The 16,390-nt window shown below is 33.8% G+C and carries 16 protein-coding genes; 12 read left to right on the plus strand and 4 right to left on the minus strand.

The window, feature by feature from the left end; all coding sequences use genetic code 11:
- The first annotated feature begins 144 nt into the window (after window positions 1-144).
- The 4 genes from NCC77_RS03580 to NCC77_RS03595 all read left to right on the plus strand — a co-directional run bounded on the left by NCC77_RS03580 (window position 145) and on the right by NCC77_RS03595 (window position 4,972).
- Window positions 145-2,616 carry an AsmA family protein gene (locus NCC77_RS03580; RefSeq protein WP_250834384.1) on the plus strand — a complete coding sequence of 824 codons (2,472 nt, stop codon included), beginning with the start codon at window positions 145-147 and terminating at the stop codon, window positions 2,614-2,616.
- Between the two features lie 96 nt (window positions 2,617-2,712).
- Window positions 2,713-3,984: a DNA cytosine methyltransferase gene (locus tag NCC77_RS03585; RefSeq protein ID WP_250834385.1), complete on the plus strand. Its 1,272-nt coding sequence runs from the start codon at window positions 2,713-2,715 to the stop codon at window positions 3,982-3,984.
- Window positions 3,977-4,648 (plus strand): PDDEXK family nuclease, encoded by a 672-nt coding sequence (locus NCC77_RS03590; RefSeq protein ID WP_250834386.1) that lies wholly within the window; start codon window positions 3,977-3,979, stop codon window positions 4,646-4,648. The genes NCC77_RS03585 and NCC77_RS03590 overlap by 8 nt, the downstream gene beginning before the upstream one ends.
- Before the next feature lie 84 nt (window positions 4,649-4,732).
- On the plus strand, window positions 4,733-4,972 hold the full coding sequence (locus NCC77_RS03595; protein WP_250834387.1) for a hypothetical protein: 240 nt from the start codon (window positions 4,733-4,735) through the stop codon (window positions 4,970-4,972).
- Window positions 4,973-5,051: 79 nt separating this feature from the next.
- Here NCC77_RS03595 and NCC77_RS03600 read toward each other — a convergent pair whose 3' ends face one another.
- On the minus strand, window positions 5,052-5,405 hold the full coding sequence (locus tag NCC77_RS03600; protein ID WP_349306036.1) for a hypothetical protein: 354 nt from the start codon (window positions 5,403-5,405) through the stop codon (window positions 5,052-5,054).
- A 221-nt stretch (window positions 5,406-5,626) separates the two neighbouring features.
- On the opposite strand from NCC77_RS03600, the gene NCC77_RS03605 reads away from it, so the two are divergent.
- On the plus strand, window positions 5,627-5,941 hold the full coding sequence (locus NCC77_RS03605) for an HPF/RaiA family ribosome-associated protein (protein WP_095929746.1): 315 nt from the start codon (window positions 5,627-5,629) through the stop codon (window positions 5,939-5,941).
- A gap of 100 nt (window positions 5,942-6,041) precedes the next feature.
- On the opposite strand, the gene NCC77_RS03610 is transcribed toward NCC77_RS03605, so the two are convergent.
- A complete protein-coding gene (locus NCC77_RS03610; RefSeq protein ID WP_250834388.1) occupies window positions 6,042-6,707 on the minus strand; it encodes a hypothetical protein in 666 nt (221 codons plus the stop codon).
- A 244-nt stretch (window positions 6,708-6,951) separates the two neighbouring features.
- Between NCC77_RS03610 and NCC77_RS03615 the strand changes: the two genes are divergently transcribed.
- The 5 genes from NCC77_RS03615 (at window position 6,952) to NCC77_RS03635 (ending at window position 11,048) form a co-directional block, all read left to right on the plus strand.
- Window positions 6,952-7,440, plus strand: a complete 489-nt coding sequence (locus NCC77_RS03615) for a nuclear transport factor 2 family protein (RefSeq protein WP_250834389.1) — start codon at window positions 6,952-6,954, stop codon at window positions 7,438-7,440.
- A gap of 263 nt (window positions 7,441-7,703) precedes the next feature.
- A complete protein-coding gene (locus NCC77_RS03620) occupies window positions 7,704-9,086 on the plus strand; it encodes an ammonium transporter (RefSeq protein WP_250834390.1) in 1,383 nt (460 codons plus the stop codon).
- A gap of 138 nt (window positions 9,087-9,224) precedes the next feature.
- Entirely contained in the window at window positions 9,225-9,902 is a 678-nt protein-coding gene (gene trmB / locus NCC77_RS03625; protein WP_095929742.1) for a tRNA (guanosine(46)-N7)-methyltransferase TrmB, read from the plus strand.
- A gap of 43 nt (window positions 9,903-9,945) precedes the next feature.
- On the plus strand, window positions 9,946-10,581 hold the full coding sequence (locus tag NCC77_RS03630; RefSeq protein WP_250834391.1) for a LysE family transporter: 636 nt from the start codon (window positions 9,946-9,948) through the stop codon (window positions 10,579-10,581).
- A 140-nt stretch (window positions 10,582-10,721) separates the two neighbouring features.
- Window positions 10,722-11,048 (plus strand): MGMT family protein, encoded by a 327-nt coding sequence (locus tag NCC77_RS03635; protein ID WP_111286436.1) that lies wholly within the window; start codon window positions 10,722-10,724, stop codon window positions 11,046-11,048.
- A 258-nt stretch (window positions 11,049-11,306) separates the two neighbouring features.
- On the opposite strand, the gene NCC77_RS03640 is transcribed toward NCC77_RS03635, so the two are convergent.
- Together NCC77_RS03640 and NCC77_RS03645 are read right to left on the minus strand one after the other, a co-directional pair.
- Entirely contained in the window at window positions 11,307-12,632 is a 1,326-nt protein-coding gene (locus NCC77_RS03640) for a sensor histidine kinase (protein ID WP_250834392.1), read from the minus strand.
- A 99-nt stretch (window positions 12,633-12,731) separates the two neighbouring features.
- The gene (locus tag NCC77_RS03645) at window positions 12,732-14,084 is read right to left on the minus strand and encodes a sigma-54-dependent transcriptional regulator (protein ID WP_250834393.1); all 1,353 of its coding nucleotides are present in this window, start codon (window positions 14,082-14,084) and stop codon (window positions 12,732-12,734) included.
- Window positions 14,085-14,244: 160 nt separating this feature from the next.
- Here NCC77_RS03645 and NCC77_RS03650 point away from each other — a divergent pair, with 160 nt between their 5' ends.
- Both NCC77_RS03650 and NCC77_RS03655 read left to right on the plus strand, forming a co-directional pair.
- On the plus strand, window positions 14,245-15,489 hold the full coding sequence (locus tag NCC77_RS03650; RefSeq protein WP_250834394.1) for an efflux RND transporter periplasmic adaptor subunit: 1,245 nt from the start codon (window positions 14,245-14,247) through the stop codon (window positions 15,487-15,489).
- A gap of 142 nt (window positions 15,490-15,631) precedes the next feature.
- Window positions 15,632-16,339, plus strand: a complete 708-nt coding sequence (locus tag NCC77_RS03655) for an ABC transporter ATP-binding protein (protein ID WP_250834395.1) — start codon at window positions 15,632-15,634, stop codon at window positions 16,337-16,339.
- The last annotated feature ends 51 nt before the right edge of the window (window positions 16,340-16,390 follow it).

A 16,390-nucleotide genomic window follows, 5' to 3' on the forward strand; every position in this document is an offset into this window, starting at 1 on the left:
ACTAAATTAGTTTTCGTTATAAATGTATTATCATTAATTATGAGCCACATAGCTTTAAAATTACAATATATTTATCTGAAAATCAAACCAATAAAAAGTTAAAGTTTTTTGTAGTATCTTTAATACATCCAAAATTCGGCTACTATGAAAGAAGCTATATCCAAAACCAAATCCTTTCTGCAATCTGATTCTTTTAAAAAATATGCCAAACGTTTTGGATATTTTATCTTGGGCTTAATTGCAATACTTTTGCTGGCCTGCGGAGGTTTGTCGATTTATTTTAACCGAAATAAAGCCGAAATTATTGCTAAAGTCAATACCAAAATCAATGAAAATATAAACGGTAAATTCCATATTAGAGATTTTCATTATAAGTTTCTTACTGGTTTCCCAAACTTTACATTGGCACTAAGTGATGTCGAAATAAAAGACAATCAATGGCAAAGCCACAAACATACTTTGCTAAGAGCAAAAGAAATTGAAGCGCGTTTAAATATTTTGAGTTTGTTGCAGCACGAAATCAACATTCATAAAATCTTAATCAACGACGCCGATATTTATATTTATAAAGCTGAAAATGGTTATTCTAACGCCAATATTTTTAAACCCAAAAAGAAGAAACCAAAAACCGATAAAGAAAAACCCGAAACGACTATTGACGAAGTAAACCTCAACAAAGTTCACGTTATTATTGACAATCATTTGGGGCATAAACTGTTTGATTTTGACGTGGCGAGTTTAGAATCTAAAGTAAATTATGGCGATAACAGCTGGCAGACCAATCTCTATTTGAAAACCAAAATTAACAGTCTAGCCTTTAATACCGTTCACGGAAGTTTTGCTAAAGAAAAAGTGCTGGAAGGCAATTTTGATATTTCGTATGCTGAAGCCAATCAGAAAATAGATATTAAAACCAAAGGACTTAAAATTGGTTCTGACGTTTTTGACATTATCGCTTATTTTAATGTCGGAAAAAGCAATTCGCTTTTCGGAATCAATATTGGAACGGATATTTTATGGCGAAATGCTTCCAATTTATTATCGTCAAACATTAGTTCAAAGCTTAATCAGTTTGACATCAAAAAACCGATTAAGGTAAACTGCGACATTAAAGGCGATTTGAATGTTGAGGGTGATCCGAAAATTGTGGTGCAGGCAGACATTCGCGATAACGAAGTGAGTATTCCAGATGGTTTGTTTACCAATTGCAGTTTCAAAGGAATTTTTACTAACACTTTTAAACCCAAAGAAGAATCCAGCGATCCTAATTCTGCCATTATTCTAACCAATTTTAATGCTGAATACGAAAACATTCCATTAAAAATTGCGCAAGCCGTAATTAACAATCTCGAAAAACCGATTGCGACAGGAGTTGTAAATTCCGATTTTGATATTTCAAAACTCAACGGAATGATGAACGAGAAAATTCTTCATTTTGAAAGCGGTCATGCCAAAGCCAATTTGAAATTTCAGTTTGACATTGTCGATTTGTACATCAATAAACCCAAATTTACAGGCGATGTAGATATTACTGATGCCACATTTGATTATATTCCGAAGAAGATTCACGCCGAAAAAACGGCTGTACAATTGTCGTTTACTCAACAAGCGCTTTACATTAAAAAAATTGCCTACAAACACAAAAAGAACATTATCCGCATTGACGGAAAAATCGATAATTTCTTGAATCTCTATTACGACGCACCCGAAAAAATGGTCGTAAACTGGAATATTTATTGCCCGAATATTGATGTGAAACAGTTTTTAGGCGTTCTGCAAAATTCTCCAAAACAAAAAGTGGCAGAGAAAAAACCAGTTAAAAAGAATGTCAATTTTACGAATCAGTTGCGATCGGTAATAGAAAAATGCACGGCTGTCATTAATCTCAAAGCCGATAATATCACCTACGGGGCGCTTACCGCAACCAACACTAGGGCAACGCTGCAAATGCTAAATTCTAAGATTCTGCTTAAAAACGGAACATTAAATACTTCTGGTGGAAGTATAAACTTTAGCGGTTCTGTTGAGCCAAGCGGAAATCGTTATGTTTTTACTTCAAACGCACAGGTAAACCGAGTTGATATTGCGAGCTTTTTAAGGTCTTTTAATAATTTCGGAATCAAATCTTTTAGTCCAAAAAACATTCGCGGACGATTGACCAGCAATGCGAATGTTGCAGGTTTAATGAGCAGTAAAGGCGATTTGATTGTCAATTCGATGAAAGGAAAACTGGATTTTAATGTCAATCAAGGCGCATTAATCAATTTTGAGCCGATTATGAAAGTCGGAAAATTTGCTTTTCCGTTTCGTGATGTAGAGAATATTACTTTCAGCGATTTGTCAGGTTCGCTTAATCTACGCGGAGAACAAATCGATGTCAATAAACTTACCATAAGTTCTAGCGTCTTAAATTTTGACATAAATGGCATTTACTCTTTCGGCCGAGGTACCAATCTCGCCCTTACCATTCCGCTAAGAAACTCTAAAAACGACGCCAAACTCGCCACCAAAGAAGAACGAAAAGCCGTTCGAGAAAAGGGTATTGTCCTGCATTTGATTGCTTATGATAATGAAGGAAAAATGAAGGTTAAGTGGGGGAAGAAGGATAAGGGGTAAGCAAATAATTACTATTCATTAAATCCAGTTTGTGGAAAACATAATTCCAAATTTTAGATTATTATTCATAAATTGCACCACTAATTTTAGCGCAAAATGACGGGAGAAGAAAAGATCAACATTGACGAATTTGATGGTAAAAAATTTAAAAATCGCTTTGTAGAAGAAGACGATAATAGAAAAGCCGTTGTTACACATTATCTGCACAATTATCACAATGGCGTTAAAGATCATTTTGAAGAAGAAGCTGCCCAATACATAAAACAAATTGTTGAATATAAGAATGAAGAAGAGAAACTAAATATGCTTTCTGATTCTGCATTACAGCAATTACTTTTTGAAGTGGAAGATGTTCCGTTTCCTACTCCCGAAAATTATACTTTTAAATTTATCGATCTTTTTGCAGGAATTGGAGGTTTTAGAATTGCATTACAGAATTTAGGAGGAAAATGTGTTTTTACTTCTGAATGGGATGAGAACGCAAAAAAAACGTACAAAGCTAATTTTGGAGAAACTCCTTTTGGAGATATAACAAAAGAAAGAACAAAGAATTATATTCCAGAAGGTTTTGATGTTTTATGCGCAGGATTTCCTTGCCAAGCTTTTTCAATTGCAGGAAAAAGAGGCGGATTTGAAGATACGCGAGGAACATTATTTTTTGATGTTGCTAAAATTATAAAAGACAAACAACCAAAAGCAATTTTCTTAGAAAACGTAAAAGGTTTAAAAAGTCATGATAAAGGAAAAACTTTAGAAACAATTTTAAATGTTCTAAGAAATGATTTAGGATATTATGTTCCTGATCCTGAAATTATGAACGCTAAAGAATTTGGTGTGCCTCAAAACAGAGAACGTATTTATATTGTTGGTTTTAGAGGTGACTTAGGAATAAAGTCATTTGAATATCCCGAAACTTTAGATGAAAAAGTTACATTCAAAGATGTAAAAGAGAAGGATGTTGTACCTACAAAATATTATTTATCATCTCAATATCTTCAAACTTTAAAAAATCACAAAGAAAGACACGCCAGCAAAGGAAATGGATTTGGATATCAAATCATTAAAGATGACGAAATATCAAATTCTATCTTAGTTGGAGGAATGGGAAGAGAAAGAAATCTAGTAATAGATAATCGAATTACTGATTTCACACCATCAACACATATTAAAGGCGAAGTAAATCGTGAAGGCGTTAGAAAAATGACTCCTAGAGAATGGGCAAGATTACAAGGTTTTCCTGATCATTTTGTAATTCCAGTTGCTGATGCTTCCGCATATAAACAATTTGGAAATTCTGTTGCTATTCCTGCAATTCAAGCAACAGCAGAAAAGATTTTAGAAAAAATTATAGAACGTAGAAATGAGTAAACTAAACAAATTAGGAATTACAATAGGATTAGATAAAAAGGCAAATATTGTATTTGATAGTTTATTTGTAAATTTTTTAGATGTAAAATATAGTAAACCTTCTGAGTATATTTCACTTTACTGGGAAGCGTACAAAAAACATCCTGAAGGCAATAACAATTTAAACGGTAAAATATTTGAATATATATTAGCCACCTTGTTTATTCGTGAAAACATTTTACCCTTATACTTAAGTGCAAAAGTGGCTTTTGTTCCTAATGTTATATATGATTTAATGTTATACACAACTGAACGTGGTCCTATATGCATCTCCGCAAAAACGAGCTTAAGGGAACGATACAAACAAGCCGATTTAGAAGCTATTGCTTTAAAATATGTTCATAGAAAAGCATTAAGCTATTTAGTAACATTAGAAATTAATGAAGCAAGAAGCGTAAAAGCAAAAATTAAAAGTGGTGATGTTATTGGCTTAGATGATGTTATTGTAGCTACTAGTGAAGAGTTTGATTTGTTAATTTCAGAACTAAAAAACTATCAATTTTCAGAACCTCCAACAGTTAAAGTAATTGAAAGCAATCAAATTATTACAAAAGAAAAAGTTTTAAAAATAAGCGAAGAGAATAAGACAATTCAAAGTAATGATATCCAACTTAACCTTGAATAACCAAACAATTTAAAAATTTTATCTCGTATAGTTACTGTTGTTTAGCTCAATAATTATTAAAAAATAAAAACTTAAAATACGGAAATGGCTGAAATTTGCTTTCAAAATAGAAAATTTAAGATCCGAGAAATTAAATTACCTGAAATTGGAAGCGTTTTAATTTCTACTACCTCATTAAACGAGTTATTATTAAATAAAAATCAAAACTATGTTTCTAACGAAGCTAATAAAATAGATGAAAGTATATATTTTTTTGTTGATGATAATGAAATTGAACTTTCAGATATAGAATTATTAGATTTAATAACTAAAGAAGTAAAATAATATATTTTTCTAATATTACTAAAGAAACTAGTTTTATTAAACAAAAAAGCCACTTTCCCAAGTGGCTTTTTCTCATTTCTTACTCAATCCCTAAATAAGGATCAAGAATTTCTGCTAATTCATTTAGCCAAAAGAAACCATCTTCAATATTTACGGTTTCAGTTTTCATAAATCCATCTTCTCGTATTGCATTTAAAGCAATTAGGAAATTTACTTGCCTAATGGTTTTTGCCATACTTTTGGAATCAATTGAATTGTTGAAGAATTCAGTTAACCTCAATTCGGTTTCTTTGGAAAGGGTGTTTGTACTCATAATTTTGCATTTAGGAATTATAAAACCCGCATAGCTTAGGTGTCCTACGCTGCAAAGAGCGTTGCGATTGTTTCCAATACCGCCACCATACCATACGGGCAAGAAGTTTTTTGTATTCATATTTTTTGCATTTAGGAACTCCAAATATATGAAAAACAAAAACAAATTGTAAGTTTTTTCTTTATTTAAAAATTAAAGTACTCTAAGTATATTTTCTCCAAATCGAAATTACAAAATTGAAAAATAAATCAATTTAAAATTTCATAATATTTCCTTAACCTACTTGTCTTTTCTCACAAAAATGGGTAAGTTTGAGAATGAATCATTAAATTTTATTTGTTATGAAAGTACAAATCAACACCGACAAAAACATTGAAGGAAGTGCAAGATTAGAAAGTTATTTTTCTGGAGAAGTAGAAAAAAGCTTAGACCGTTTTCAAGATAAAATTACTCGCGTAGAAATTCATTTTGGAGATGAAAATGGAGAAAAATTCAGCTTGCATGACAAAAAGTGTGTGATTGAAGTTCGTCCTGTAAAACTACAGCCAATTACGGTTACAGAACACGCCGAAAGTCTTGAAAAAGCTTTTAGCGGTGCATTGGCCAAAGCTAAAAAGACATTGACGAGCACTTTCGAGAAGATAAAAGAACATTAATATAATAAGTTGCAAAGTAACAAAGTAACAAAGTGACAAAGATTCCAAGAAAACTTAGAATCTTTGTCACTTTGTTACTTTATTACTTTGTCACTTTCACTTACGATTTTGGCAACGGTGCGCCAACTGCAATATCGCAACGGTGGCCTGGTTTTCCGTGTGGCGGGTTCATTCCGTCTGCTACTGTCGCTTCAGTACCTTCTGTGCTTAACAAAGCTGGAACTGGGTTTGATGCTGGCGGAGTAACCGTAAAATTTTGCGTAACTGTTCCGCTTTGAGCGGTATTTGAAGCTGTTGTTTTTGTAGTTTTTGCAGGAGCAGAATTTAAAGGTGCTCCAACAGGAATATCACATCTATGTCCTGGCTGTCCGTGTGGCGGATTCATTCCTTTTGCTACTTTAACTGGAGCAGCAGTTGTAGTCGTAACCATTTTCTGCTGAGTCGGATTTACCTGAACGGTTTGTGCTTGAGTTGCCTGCGCTTGCTGTGTTGGTGCCGAATTTAAAGGCGCCCCAACCGCAATATCGCAACGATGTCCCGGCTGTCCGTGAGCAGGGTTAATTCCTTTCGTATCGCTTAAAACTGTATTTGGGTTTGTTGCAGGTGCTTGCACCACTGGCGCCGCAGTTTTAGTTGTATCTTTTGCAAGTCCTAATCTTACTAATTCTGATGTTGCTGTACTTTCTTGCGGTTCTAATTCCTTTTTACAAGAAACAAAAAGTAAAGAAGTAACAGCTATTGAGCTTAGAAGTATTTTTGGATTCATGACTGGGGTATTTTTATTGATGAATCAAATATAGTGGTTTTTGAGATATTACACCATATAAGTAATGTAAGATAATTTAAGCTTTACTTACACATGCCACAAAGGCACCAAGGGCGCAAAGTTTTATTTTAAAGATTCTTAGTGCCTTGGTGCCTTTGCGGCAATAATTCGTTTTCTTTAGTTTTCTTATATCACTTATATGGTTCAAAAAAAATTATACCTTTAAACTCAAATAACATATCTCATGAAAAAAACACTTTTACTTCTTTTATTCGTTGCTTCTTTTGCCAATGCACAAGCAGACAAAAACAAAATCAATCAGACTCTTGACGCGTGGCACAAAGCTGCTGGCGAAGTAAAATTTGATGCTTACTTTAATACATTGGCAGACGACGCAATTTACATCGGAACCGATGCAACCGAGAATTGGACTAAAAAAGAATTTGCCGTTTGGGCAAAACCCTTTTTCGACAAAGGAACTACATGGAATTTTAAAGCTTTAGAGCGTCATATCTTTTTTGATAAAAGCGGAAAGATTGCTTGGTTTGATGAACTGCTAGACACACAAATGAAAATTTGCCGCGGTTCTGGGGTTTTAATAAAAGTAGGGAACGAATGGAAAATTCAGCATTATGTTCTATCGATGACCGTTCCGAATGACGAAGTTGATGCTGTAACCAAAATAAAAGCACCAATTGAAGACGCTTTGATTGCAAAACTTCAGAAAAAATAAAACATTTTACGGTTTTCTTATTATAAACATAACTTTTTGAGCACTTTAGAAGCACTGTTAGCAGATTATTTTTAATTAATTCGGCAAAAACAGTGCTTTTTTGTAACTTTAGAATAAGATACTGTCAAAAAAACGAGTGGTATTTTACAAAATTCATCAAAATAAAACCTACACCTCTATTTTATCAGCCTTAAAAACAAGAATATTTATTTTTTTCTAACTTTGACCCCAAAAAAAATAGGGTTAAACAAAGTATTTTAAAAATGAAAATAGAAAAACGCTGGATTATCTCCTTTATCATGATAAGCGTCGTATGTACGATAGGAGCTTTTTGGCCAACAGTTACCGAAAATAATTATGTTTTATCAGAATTTGGAACGACAGATCATATTGTTCCTGCCGATGTTGCCTGGATGCTTACTTCAAGCTGTCTGGTTTTAATCATGACACCAGGATTGTCTTTCTTTTATGGCGGAATGGTAGGAAAGAAAAACGTTATTTCGACTATGCTTCAAAGTTTTATCTGTCTAGGTGTCGTTACGCTTTTATGGGTTGTAGTTGCATTTAGTCTTGCTTTTGGAGAACCGGTTGGTTTTGGTTCTGGAGATCATTTTTACAGCTTTTTTGGTAATCCGACCACTTTTGCTTTTATGGATTATGTTGGCGTTCTGCCTCATAAACAATTGGCCAATACGATTCCGTTTATGCTTTTTGCTTTGTTTCAGATGAAATTTGCCATCATTTGTCCTGCAATTATCACAGGTTCGTTTGCAGAGCGCGTTCGTTTTATTTCTTATTTAGTTTTCATTAGTTTATTTACCATTTTTATATATGCTCCTTTATGTCACGCGGTTTGGTACCCAACGGGCATTTTAGGAAGTTATTTTGGCGTTAAAGATTTTGCTGGAGGAACTGTGGTGCACATGAGTTCTGGTTTTGCAGCTTTGGCGGGAGTTATTGTTTTAGGAAAAAGAAAAAACAGCCAGCATATTCCAACCAATATTCCATTTGTATTATTAGGAACAGGAATGCTTTGGTTTGGATGGTTCGGTTTCAACGCTGGATCTGCTCTAGCGGCCAACGGAACTGCGGCTATGGCTTTTGCTACAACGACAACTTCATCGGCTGCAGCGATGTTAACTTGGATTTTCTTTGACAGAATGAACGGAAGAAAAGTTTCTGCCCTTGGCGCTTGTATTGGTGCTGTTGTTGGTCTTGTTGCCATTACGCCTGCTGCAGGATTTATTTCGGTGCCAGAAAGTATGTTTTTCGGTTTCATTACGGCTCTAGTCTCTAATACCGCTGTAAATTGTAAATATTCTAAAAAATTCGACGATACGCTTGACGTTTTTGCTTGTCACGGTGTGGGCGGAATTATGGGAATGATCCTAACCGCTATTTTCGCTCACGGCGAAAATGCAAGTTTACTTCACGGCGGATGGAATGTTTTCGGACATCACATGATGGCATTGGTTCTAGTTTCAGTCTTTACTTTCTTTGGAGCTTATTTCTTGTTCAAAGTAACCAATTTCATTATTCCGCTAAGAGTTTCAGAAGAATCAGAACACATCGGATTGGATTTATCTCAACATGATGAAACTTTAGATCCGAAATCAAAACCAATTACTGAGCCTCATTACGGTTAAAAATATTTTTTTCAGCCACGAATTCACGAATTATTTTAAAAATAAAATTCGTGAATTCGTGGCGGAAAACTTTTTAAACCTAATTACGCTATTTTCATTCGTTTATATTCCTTAATTTTGCGGAAAATTTTTGTAAAAGTGGGAAGTAAAAATAAACTAAAAAGATTCAGAGAAAACGAAACATTTCAAAACGTTTTTCAGCCAACCAGAGAAGAAGTTGTAGGCGATTTAATGCCTTTAAAAGGAAAATGGAACTCTGATTTCTTTAAAAATGACAATCCATTAGTTTTAGAATTAGGATGTGGAAAGGGAGAATATTCTGTTGGATTAGCAGAAAAATACCCAAACAAAAATTTTATCGGAATTGATATTAAAGGTGCGCGTTTCTGGCGTGGTGCCAAAACTGCTGTTGAAGACGGACTTCATAATGTTGCTTTCGTACGTACACAAATCGAATTGATCAATCATATTTTTGCTGAAGGCGAAGTAGACGAAATCTGGATTACTTTCCCAGATCCGCAGATCAAATACAAGAGAACCAAACACAGAATGACCAATTCTGAGTTCTTGAAATTGTACAAAAAAATCCTAAAAAAAGACGGTGTTGTAAACCTTAAAACCGATAGCGAATTTATGCACGGTTATACGCTTGGACTACTTCACGGAGAAGGTCACGAAGTTTTATATGCCAACCATAATGTTTATAAAAACGAAGGAAGCCCAGAAGTTGTAACTTCTATACAGACTTTTTACGAAAAACAATATTTAGAAATTAATAAGGCAATTACGTATATTCGTTTCAAAATTAAAGACTAACTTTAATTTTGAAACCTTTTATCTAACCGATTTTAATAACTAAATGACCTATCTTACCCCATTACTTTCAGGCTTTATTGCTGCAGCCATCGGGACTGTTCCGCCAGGATTGCTCAACATGACAGCTGCGAAAATAAAAATAAAAGAAGGCAAAAAGAATGCTTTATGGTTTGTAATCGGGGCTGTTTTAGTTATTTTTTTTCAAGCTTATGTTGCCGTATTATTTGCTCGCGTCATAGACAATCGTCCAGATGTTGTAACCTTATTGCGTGAAGTTGGTTTTGTCATTTTTTCGATTTTAACTATTTATTTTTTATTTTTTGCAAAAGATCCGATAGCAAAGAAAAAAACGAAAATCAAAAAGAGTAAAAAAAGCAGTTTCTTTCTCGGAATGCTACTTTCTGGATTAAACTTCTTTCCGATTCCGTATTATGTTGTCGTAAGTGTTACTCTGGCTTCATACAATCTTTTTACATTTCAAAACCCGATTATACTAACATTTGTATTAGGTTCTGTTCTTGGGGCTTTCGGAATTTTATACAGCTATATTGCTTTCTTCGGAAGAATAGAAAAGAAAACCGATTACTTCATGAGAAACATGAATACCATTATCGGGACCATTACTGGATTAGTTGCTCTAGCAACACTTTTTAATATCCTGAATTACTACTTCGGATAATTTTTATAGCCACAGATTAAAGGGATTAAAATGATTTTTTTCTTTGTGGTTAATTATTTCTCACGCAGATTTTGCAGATTTTAGCAGATTAATAGTAATTTTAAAATCTTTATAATCCTTTTAATCTGTGGCAAAACATCATGGCAGAAGAGAATTTTTTTGAAAGAGTTTATGTAATCGCCAGACAAATTCCATTTGGAAAAGTTACTTCTTATGGCGCTATTGCAAAAGCTTTGGGCACAGCTCGTTCCGCACGAATGGTCGGTTGGGCAATGAATGCCTGTCATAATATGGATGATGTTCCTGCGCACCGAGTGGTAAACCAAAAAGGTCTTCTAACAGGAAAACATCACTTTGACGGAACCAATTTAATGCAGCAACTTTTAGAAAATGAAGGCATAAAAGTGGTCAATAATCAGATTGTAGATTTTGAAAAACATTTTTGGAAACCGGAAGTTGAATCGTAAAAATCATTTTCACCATATAAGTGATATAAGTTCATTTTAGCAGAAAGAATTTATATTTTTATTTTCTCTCGCAGATTTTGCAGATTAAACAGATTTATCGTTCAATAAAAAAAGAAAATCTTCCGAATCTGCAAAATCTGCGGGAACAAAAAAAACTTCAAGACTTTGCGAGATTAACACAATTCTCTTTATGTAGACGCACTGCAGTGCGTCTCTACGATAAAATCTTCGCGTCTTTGCGACTTTGTGGCAAACCCACTAAATCAAGCAAATCACAAAACTTGTTTTATCTTCATCGGTTTGATAGCTTAGATAACCTCCGTGCGCTTCAATTATGTTTTTAGAAAGCGTCAAACCAATTCCAGCTCCATCTTTTCTGGTGGTGAAAAACGGAAGAAAAACTTTATCTCTAATTTCCGCATCTACTCCTTTTCCGTTATCTGAAATCACAATGAAAAAACGATTATTTTCAGTATAGCTCGAGATTATTAATTTCTTTTCTGTTTTCTCTTTTAAAGCATGAATACTATTGGTAATCAAATTGATAATCACCTGCTCCATCTGATTTTTATCAATCATAATAGAACGTGAACTGTGTATCTCATTCATTAATTCTATTCTTTCTTCCTTCAAGATCGGACTCATAATTCGAAGGCAATCTTCAAACAGAGCATTGATTGGCGTCATTTGTTTATTCGGCGTTGGCAGCATTGCCAGTTTACGATAATTCTCGACAAAAAACTGTAAATGATCGCTTCTATTTATGATTGTCGAAATACTGCTTTTGATATCTTCAAAATCGTCATCTTCCAATTCATCCTGATCTACAATATGAAGCAAATTCTGCGAAAGCGCACGAATAGGCGTTAGTGAATTCATTAATTCATGCGAAATAATTTTCATCAGATTAATCCATGCTTCTTTTTCTTTTTTCTCAATAACGCGCTGAATACTGTCTAGTAAAATAATAAAATACTCTTTGTTATAAGTCTGCGTAAGAGAAGTTTGCAGCATAAAAGTCTGCAGATCCTGATCTTCAATTTTAATTGAAATGGCAGTTTTTAATTCTGTAAAACCAACCTTTTCAATTTCGCCACACAAACTTGGAAGATAATTTTTAAGGTATTTCCAATGACTTACTTTTGGCACTTTAAAAAGATTCGAAAAACAGTCATTCATTATAAAAATGGACCAATCCTCATTTTCTTTTTCTAAGATTAAAGCAGCGGTATCAATACTGTTCAGAATCGAACGGTAGATTAATTCTTTGGATATCTGCTCTTGTTTCTGAACCTTTAAAGTATCATACAAAAGATATAGACTATTAAAATTGTCTTTTTTATATTCTTCTGGAAAATGGGCAGAAAAGTCATCATGAAGAATTGAATTTATCGTTTTATCATAAAACAGCAACTGGTTTTTGACAAAAAAATACATTTCGATTAGAAAAATCAAAACGAAAACACCAACCAATAAAGCGTTGTATTGAAATCCTTTGTACAACAATAGCGCACTGCAAAGAAAGAGCGCCATGACAAACACAACTCTTATGAACAAGGCATTATAAAATTTCCAGTTTTTCATTTATTATTTTTTTTTGCCACAGATTAAAAGGATTAAAAAGGATTTTTTATTTTAAATCTGTGAAAATCCTTTTAATCTGTGGCAAAATTATTATTCGTTCTAATTCTTCAAATCGTATTTTTCTATTCTTCTGTACAAAGCAGCACGAGACAAACCTAATTCCTCTGCAGTTTTACTGATGTTTCCGTTGTGTTTAAAAAGTGCTTTTTCAATTGCTCCCTTCTCCATTTCCGATAACGGATTTTCATCATTTTCCTGAATTTCTTCAAAGTCCAAAATATCCAGATCCATTACCGAAATGGTATTGTTTTCAGCTAAAATCAGAGCGCGTTCAATTTTGTTTTCCATTTCTCGAACATTCCCTTTCCATGGATATTTTTCCAAATACAAGAGAACATTATCTTCAAAGCGCCAATTTTCCTGATTGTATTTTTCGGCAATCTGTTCCAAAATAAAATTAGCCATCGGTACAATATCGTCTTTTCTTTCTCTTAAAGAAGGCAGATTGATTTCCATGGTATTAATTCGGTACAGCAAATCTTCACGGAACGTTTTATTTTTGACTTCTGTTTTAATATCACTGTTCGTTGCGGCAATAACGCGAACATTCAGTGGTCGTGGTTTGCTTTCGCCTAAACGCGTTACGGTTTTGGTTTGTAAAACGTGCAATAATTTAGCTTGAAGATGCAAGGGAATATTTCCGATTTCGTCTAGAAAAATTGTTCCGTTTGATGCATTTTCAAAACGTCCCGGAGTATCAATTTTAGCATCAGTAAAAGCACCTTTGGCATAACCAAAAAGCTCGCTTTCAAACAGATTATCGCTTAGAGAACCTAAATCTACATGTACAAAAGGCTCGTTTTTCCTCTCAGAATGCTGATGAATAAATTCGGCAAAAACATATTTTCCTGTTCCATTTTCGCCCAAAATCAAAACATTGGCATCTGTTCGGGCTACTTTTTCGGCTATAGAATACGCTTGTTTTATTTTAGCTGAAGTGCCGACAAAATATTTCTTTTCGGTCTTTTCTATTTTTTCTAAAGTTGTTTTTTTGCCGTTTTTTCTGCTTTCCGTAACCGCTTTATCAATAACTTCTAACAGCTTTTCGTTATTCCACGGTTTTAGCACATAATCAAAAGCTCCAATCTTAATACCCTCTACAGCAGTTTCAATTTTACCAAAAGCGGTCATTAAGATCACAATTGTATTTGGAGAAAGGGTTTTAATTTCTTTTAGCCAATGAATTCCTTCACGCCCATCTTCAAAACCAATTCGGTAATTCATATCCAGCAAAACCACATTTATGTCATTTTCGCTTAAAATTGAAATGATTTTTTTAGGACTATTGGTTGTAAAAATCGTCTCGAAATGTTTTTTAAGAATCATTTTTGCAGAAAAAAGAATTTCTTCCTGATCGTCAACAACTAATATTTGGGCTAGTTTCTTTCTCATTTGGTCTTTTTTCTGTCCGCTTCCGAACGGTCAACTGTTCATTATCGGACACTGCTTTTTTGAAGTGTTTTTTAAAGCCTCTTTAAAATCAATACTTTACAAATAATAAATTTTATGGCACAGTATTTACCTATTGATTATCAGTAAAATAAATTAAAAAATGGACACGATAATTCCTCGTAAAAATAAAAAATTTAGATATCTCGCAATAGCAATTGCTGTTTTTTTAGTTTTGCTTACCATCTCGGTTTTTGCATTTAATACCAAAAGAACTTTAAATGTAAAAGCAGACGAATTGGTAATCCAAAAAGCAGAAAAAGCCTTTTTTGAAGATTTTGTCGTTTTTCAGGCAAAAGTAGAGCCATTGAACGTTATGCTAGTAAACGTTACCGAAGGTGGTTCTGTAAAAGAGATATTTGTAGAAAATGGTGCAATGGTAACCAAAGGACAATCGCTGGCTCGTTTGTACAATCCGAATACAGAATTGAATTATCTTACTCAGGAAACCGCTATTATTGAGCAAATCAACAATTTAAATACAGGAAAATTAAATATCAGAAATCAAGAATTGAACTTAAACAAAGATTTAGTTCTGATTGAACATGATTACAACGACGCGAAGAGACTATATGATATGAATGCGAAGTTGTATGAGAAAGATGTAATTTCTAAAAATGACTGGAATACTTTTAAAGAAAGCCTTCGTTTTCAGGAAGAACGCAAAAGAACAATTCAGCAAAGCATTCAAAAAGAAAAACAAAGCAATCAGGTTCAGATTTCGCAAATAAACCGTTCGATCCAGACTATGGAAAAGAGTTTGGATATTCTTAGAAACAACAAAAAGAACTTTTTAATTACAGCGCCAGAAACAGGACGATTAACCTCTTTTGAACCTGTTTTAGGAAAGACTTTTCAGGCAGGCGCAAGCATTGGAAGAATCGATTCTAACAAAGGATACAAGCTGATTGCCGAAGTAGACGAATTTTATCTGGAAAAACTTAGAGAAGGTTTAAAAGGACAGGTAGAATTTAAAGGAAAAAACCTTGAAGTTGTTGTGACCAAAGTAATTCCAGAGGTTAAAGGGGGACGATTTACTGTGGAGCTTGCTTTTGTAAGCAAAGAAAACATTGTTCTACAGGACGGACTTAGTTTTGGTGTAAAACTGATTTTGTCTGAAAAGAATAGAACTTTGGTAATTCCGAGAGGAGCTTTTAACCAGGAAGCAGCAGGAAAATGGATTTTTGTTGTAAATGGTAACAAAGCAGTAAGAAGAAATATCAAACTAGGCCGCGAAAACCCTTCTTATTATGAAGTCCTAGAAGGCTTAAAAGAAGGCGAATCTGTAGTTACTTCTTCTTACAGCGATTATAAGGATATCGAAGAGCTTTCTCTAAATAAAGAATAGTTTATTTTGTTTCAAGCTTCAGGTTTCACGTTAACGCTGCAACCAACTTGAAACCTGAAGCTTGAAACAAAATAAACAAAAACATAGTTTCAATCATCAATCAAAAAACGCATTTAATAACATTTCAAAACCTTAAAAAATTATGATCACAATTCAGAATTTAACCAAAGTTTTTAGAACAGAAGAAATAGAAACTGCTGCTTTGAGCGGTATCAATTTAGAAATAAAAAAAGGAGATTTTTTAACCATTATGGGACCTTCTGGATGTGGAAAATCGACTTTATTAAATATTATCGGGCTTTTGGATAGCGCTAGCACCGGAAGCTACAAACTGCTAGACCAAGAAATGATTGGCCTAAAAGAGAAAGGCAGAGCAAAAGTGAGAAAAGAAAACATTGGTTTTATTTTTCAGAATTTCAATTTAATTGATGAGCTTTCTGTTTATGATAATATCGAATTGCCATTGCTTTACAACAATGTAAAAGCTTCTGAGAGAAAACAGAAAATCGAGGCTATTGCTGAGAAACTTAACATTTCTCATCGTTTGAAACATTTTCCGCAACAGCTTTCTGGAGGACAGCAACAGAGGGTTGCCGTTGCAAGAGCGCTGGTAAACGATCCGAAAATTATTTTGGCCGATGAGCCAACAGGAAACTTAGACAGTAAAAACGGTAATGAAGTGATGGAACTTTTAACCGATTTGCACGCTAAAGGCACTACCATTTTGATGGTTACCCACTCTGATTATGATGCTTCTTTTTCGCAAAGAACCATTCATATGAAAGACGGAGTTATATTTTCTGAGAAATTAAATCAACGAAATGTTGATGTTTTTATGGACGCTAAATAATAAGACGATGATTAAAATTATTGTTACTGCACTTGTAGTTCTGGTAGAACT

This window comes from Flavobacterium tyrosinilyticum, from assembly GCF_023656565.1.
In the GTDB taxonomy this organism is placed as follows: Bacteria; Bacteroidota; Bacteroidia; order Flavobacteriales; family Flavobacteriaceae; genus Flavobacterium; species Flavobacterium tyrosinilyticum.

Bases quoted from the DNA above. Each gene is read 5' to 3' on its own strand.
- NCC77_RS03580 (WP_250834384.1), top strand. From the start codon at position 145: ATGAAAGAAGCTATATCCAAAACCAAATCCTTTCTGCAATCTGATTCT.
- NCC77_RS03585 (WP_250834385.1), top strand. From the start codon at position 2,713: ATGACGGGAGAAGAAAAGATCAACATTGACGAATTTGATGGTAAAAAA.
- NCC77_RS03590 (WP_250834386.1), top strand. From the start codon at position 3,977: ATGAGTAAACTAAACAAATTAGGAATTACAATAGGATTAGATAAAAAG.
- NCC77_RS03595 (WP_250834387.1), top strand. From the start codon at position 4,733: ATGGCTGAAATTTGCTTTCAAAATAGAAAATTTAAGATCCGAGAAATT.
- NCC77_RS03600 (WP_349306036.1), bottom strand. From the start codon at position 5,405: ATGAATACAAAAAACTTCTTGCCCGTATGGTATGGTGGCGGTATTGGA.
- NCC77_RS03605 (WP_095929746.1), top strand. From the start codon at position 5,627: ATGAAAGTACAAATCAACACCGACAAAAACATTGAAGGAAGTGCAAGA.
- NCC77_RS03610 (WP_250834388.1), bottom strand. From the start codon at position 6,707: ATGAATCCAAAAATACTTCTAAGCTCAATAGCTGTTACTTCTTTACTT.
- NCC77_RS03615 (WP_250834389.1), top strand. From the start codon at position 6,952: ATGAAAAAAACACTTTTACTTCTTTTATTCGTTGCTTCTTTTGCCAAT.
- NCC77_RS03620 (WP_250834390.1), top strand. From the start codon at position 7,704: ATGAAAATAGAAAAACGCTGGATTATCTCCTTTATCATGATAAGCGTC.
- NCC77_RS03630 (WP_250834391.1), top strand. From the start codon at position 9,946: ATGACCTATCTTACCCCATTACTTTCAGGCTTTATTGCTGCAGCCATC.
- NCC77_RS03635 (WP_111286436.1), top strand. From the start codon at position 10,722: ATGGCAGAAGAGAATTTTTTTGAAAGAGTTTATGTAATCGCCAGACAA.
- NCC77_RS03640 (WP_250834392.1), bottom strand. From the start codon at position 12,632: ATGAAAAACTGGAAATTTTATAATGCCTTGTTCATAAGAGTTGTGTTT.
- NCC77_RS03645 (WP_250834393.1), bottom strand. From the start codon at position 14,084: ATGAGAAAGAAACTAGCCCAAATATTAGTTGTTGACGATCAGGAAGAA.
- NCC77_RS03650 (WP_250834394.1), top strand. From the start codon at position 14,245: ATGGACACGATAATTCCTCGTAAAAATAAAAAATTTAGATATCTCGCA.
- NCC77_RS03655 (WP_250834395.1), top strand. From the start codon at position 15,632: ATGATCACAATTCAGAATTTAACCAAAGTTTTTAGAACAGAAGAAATA.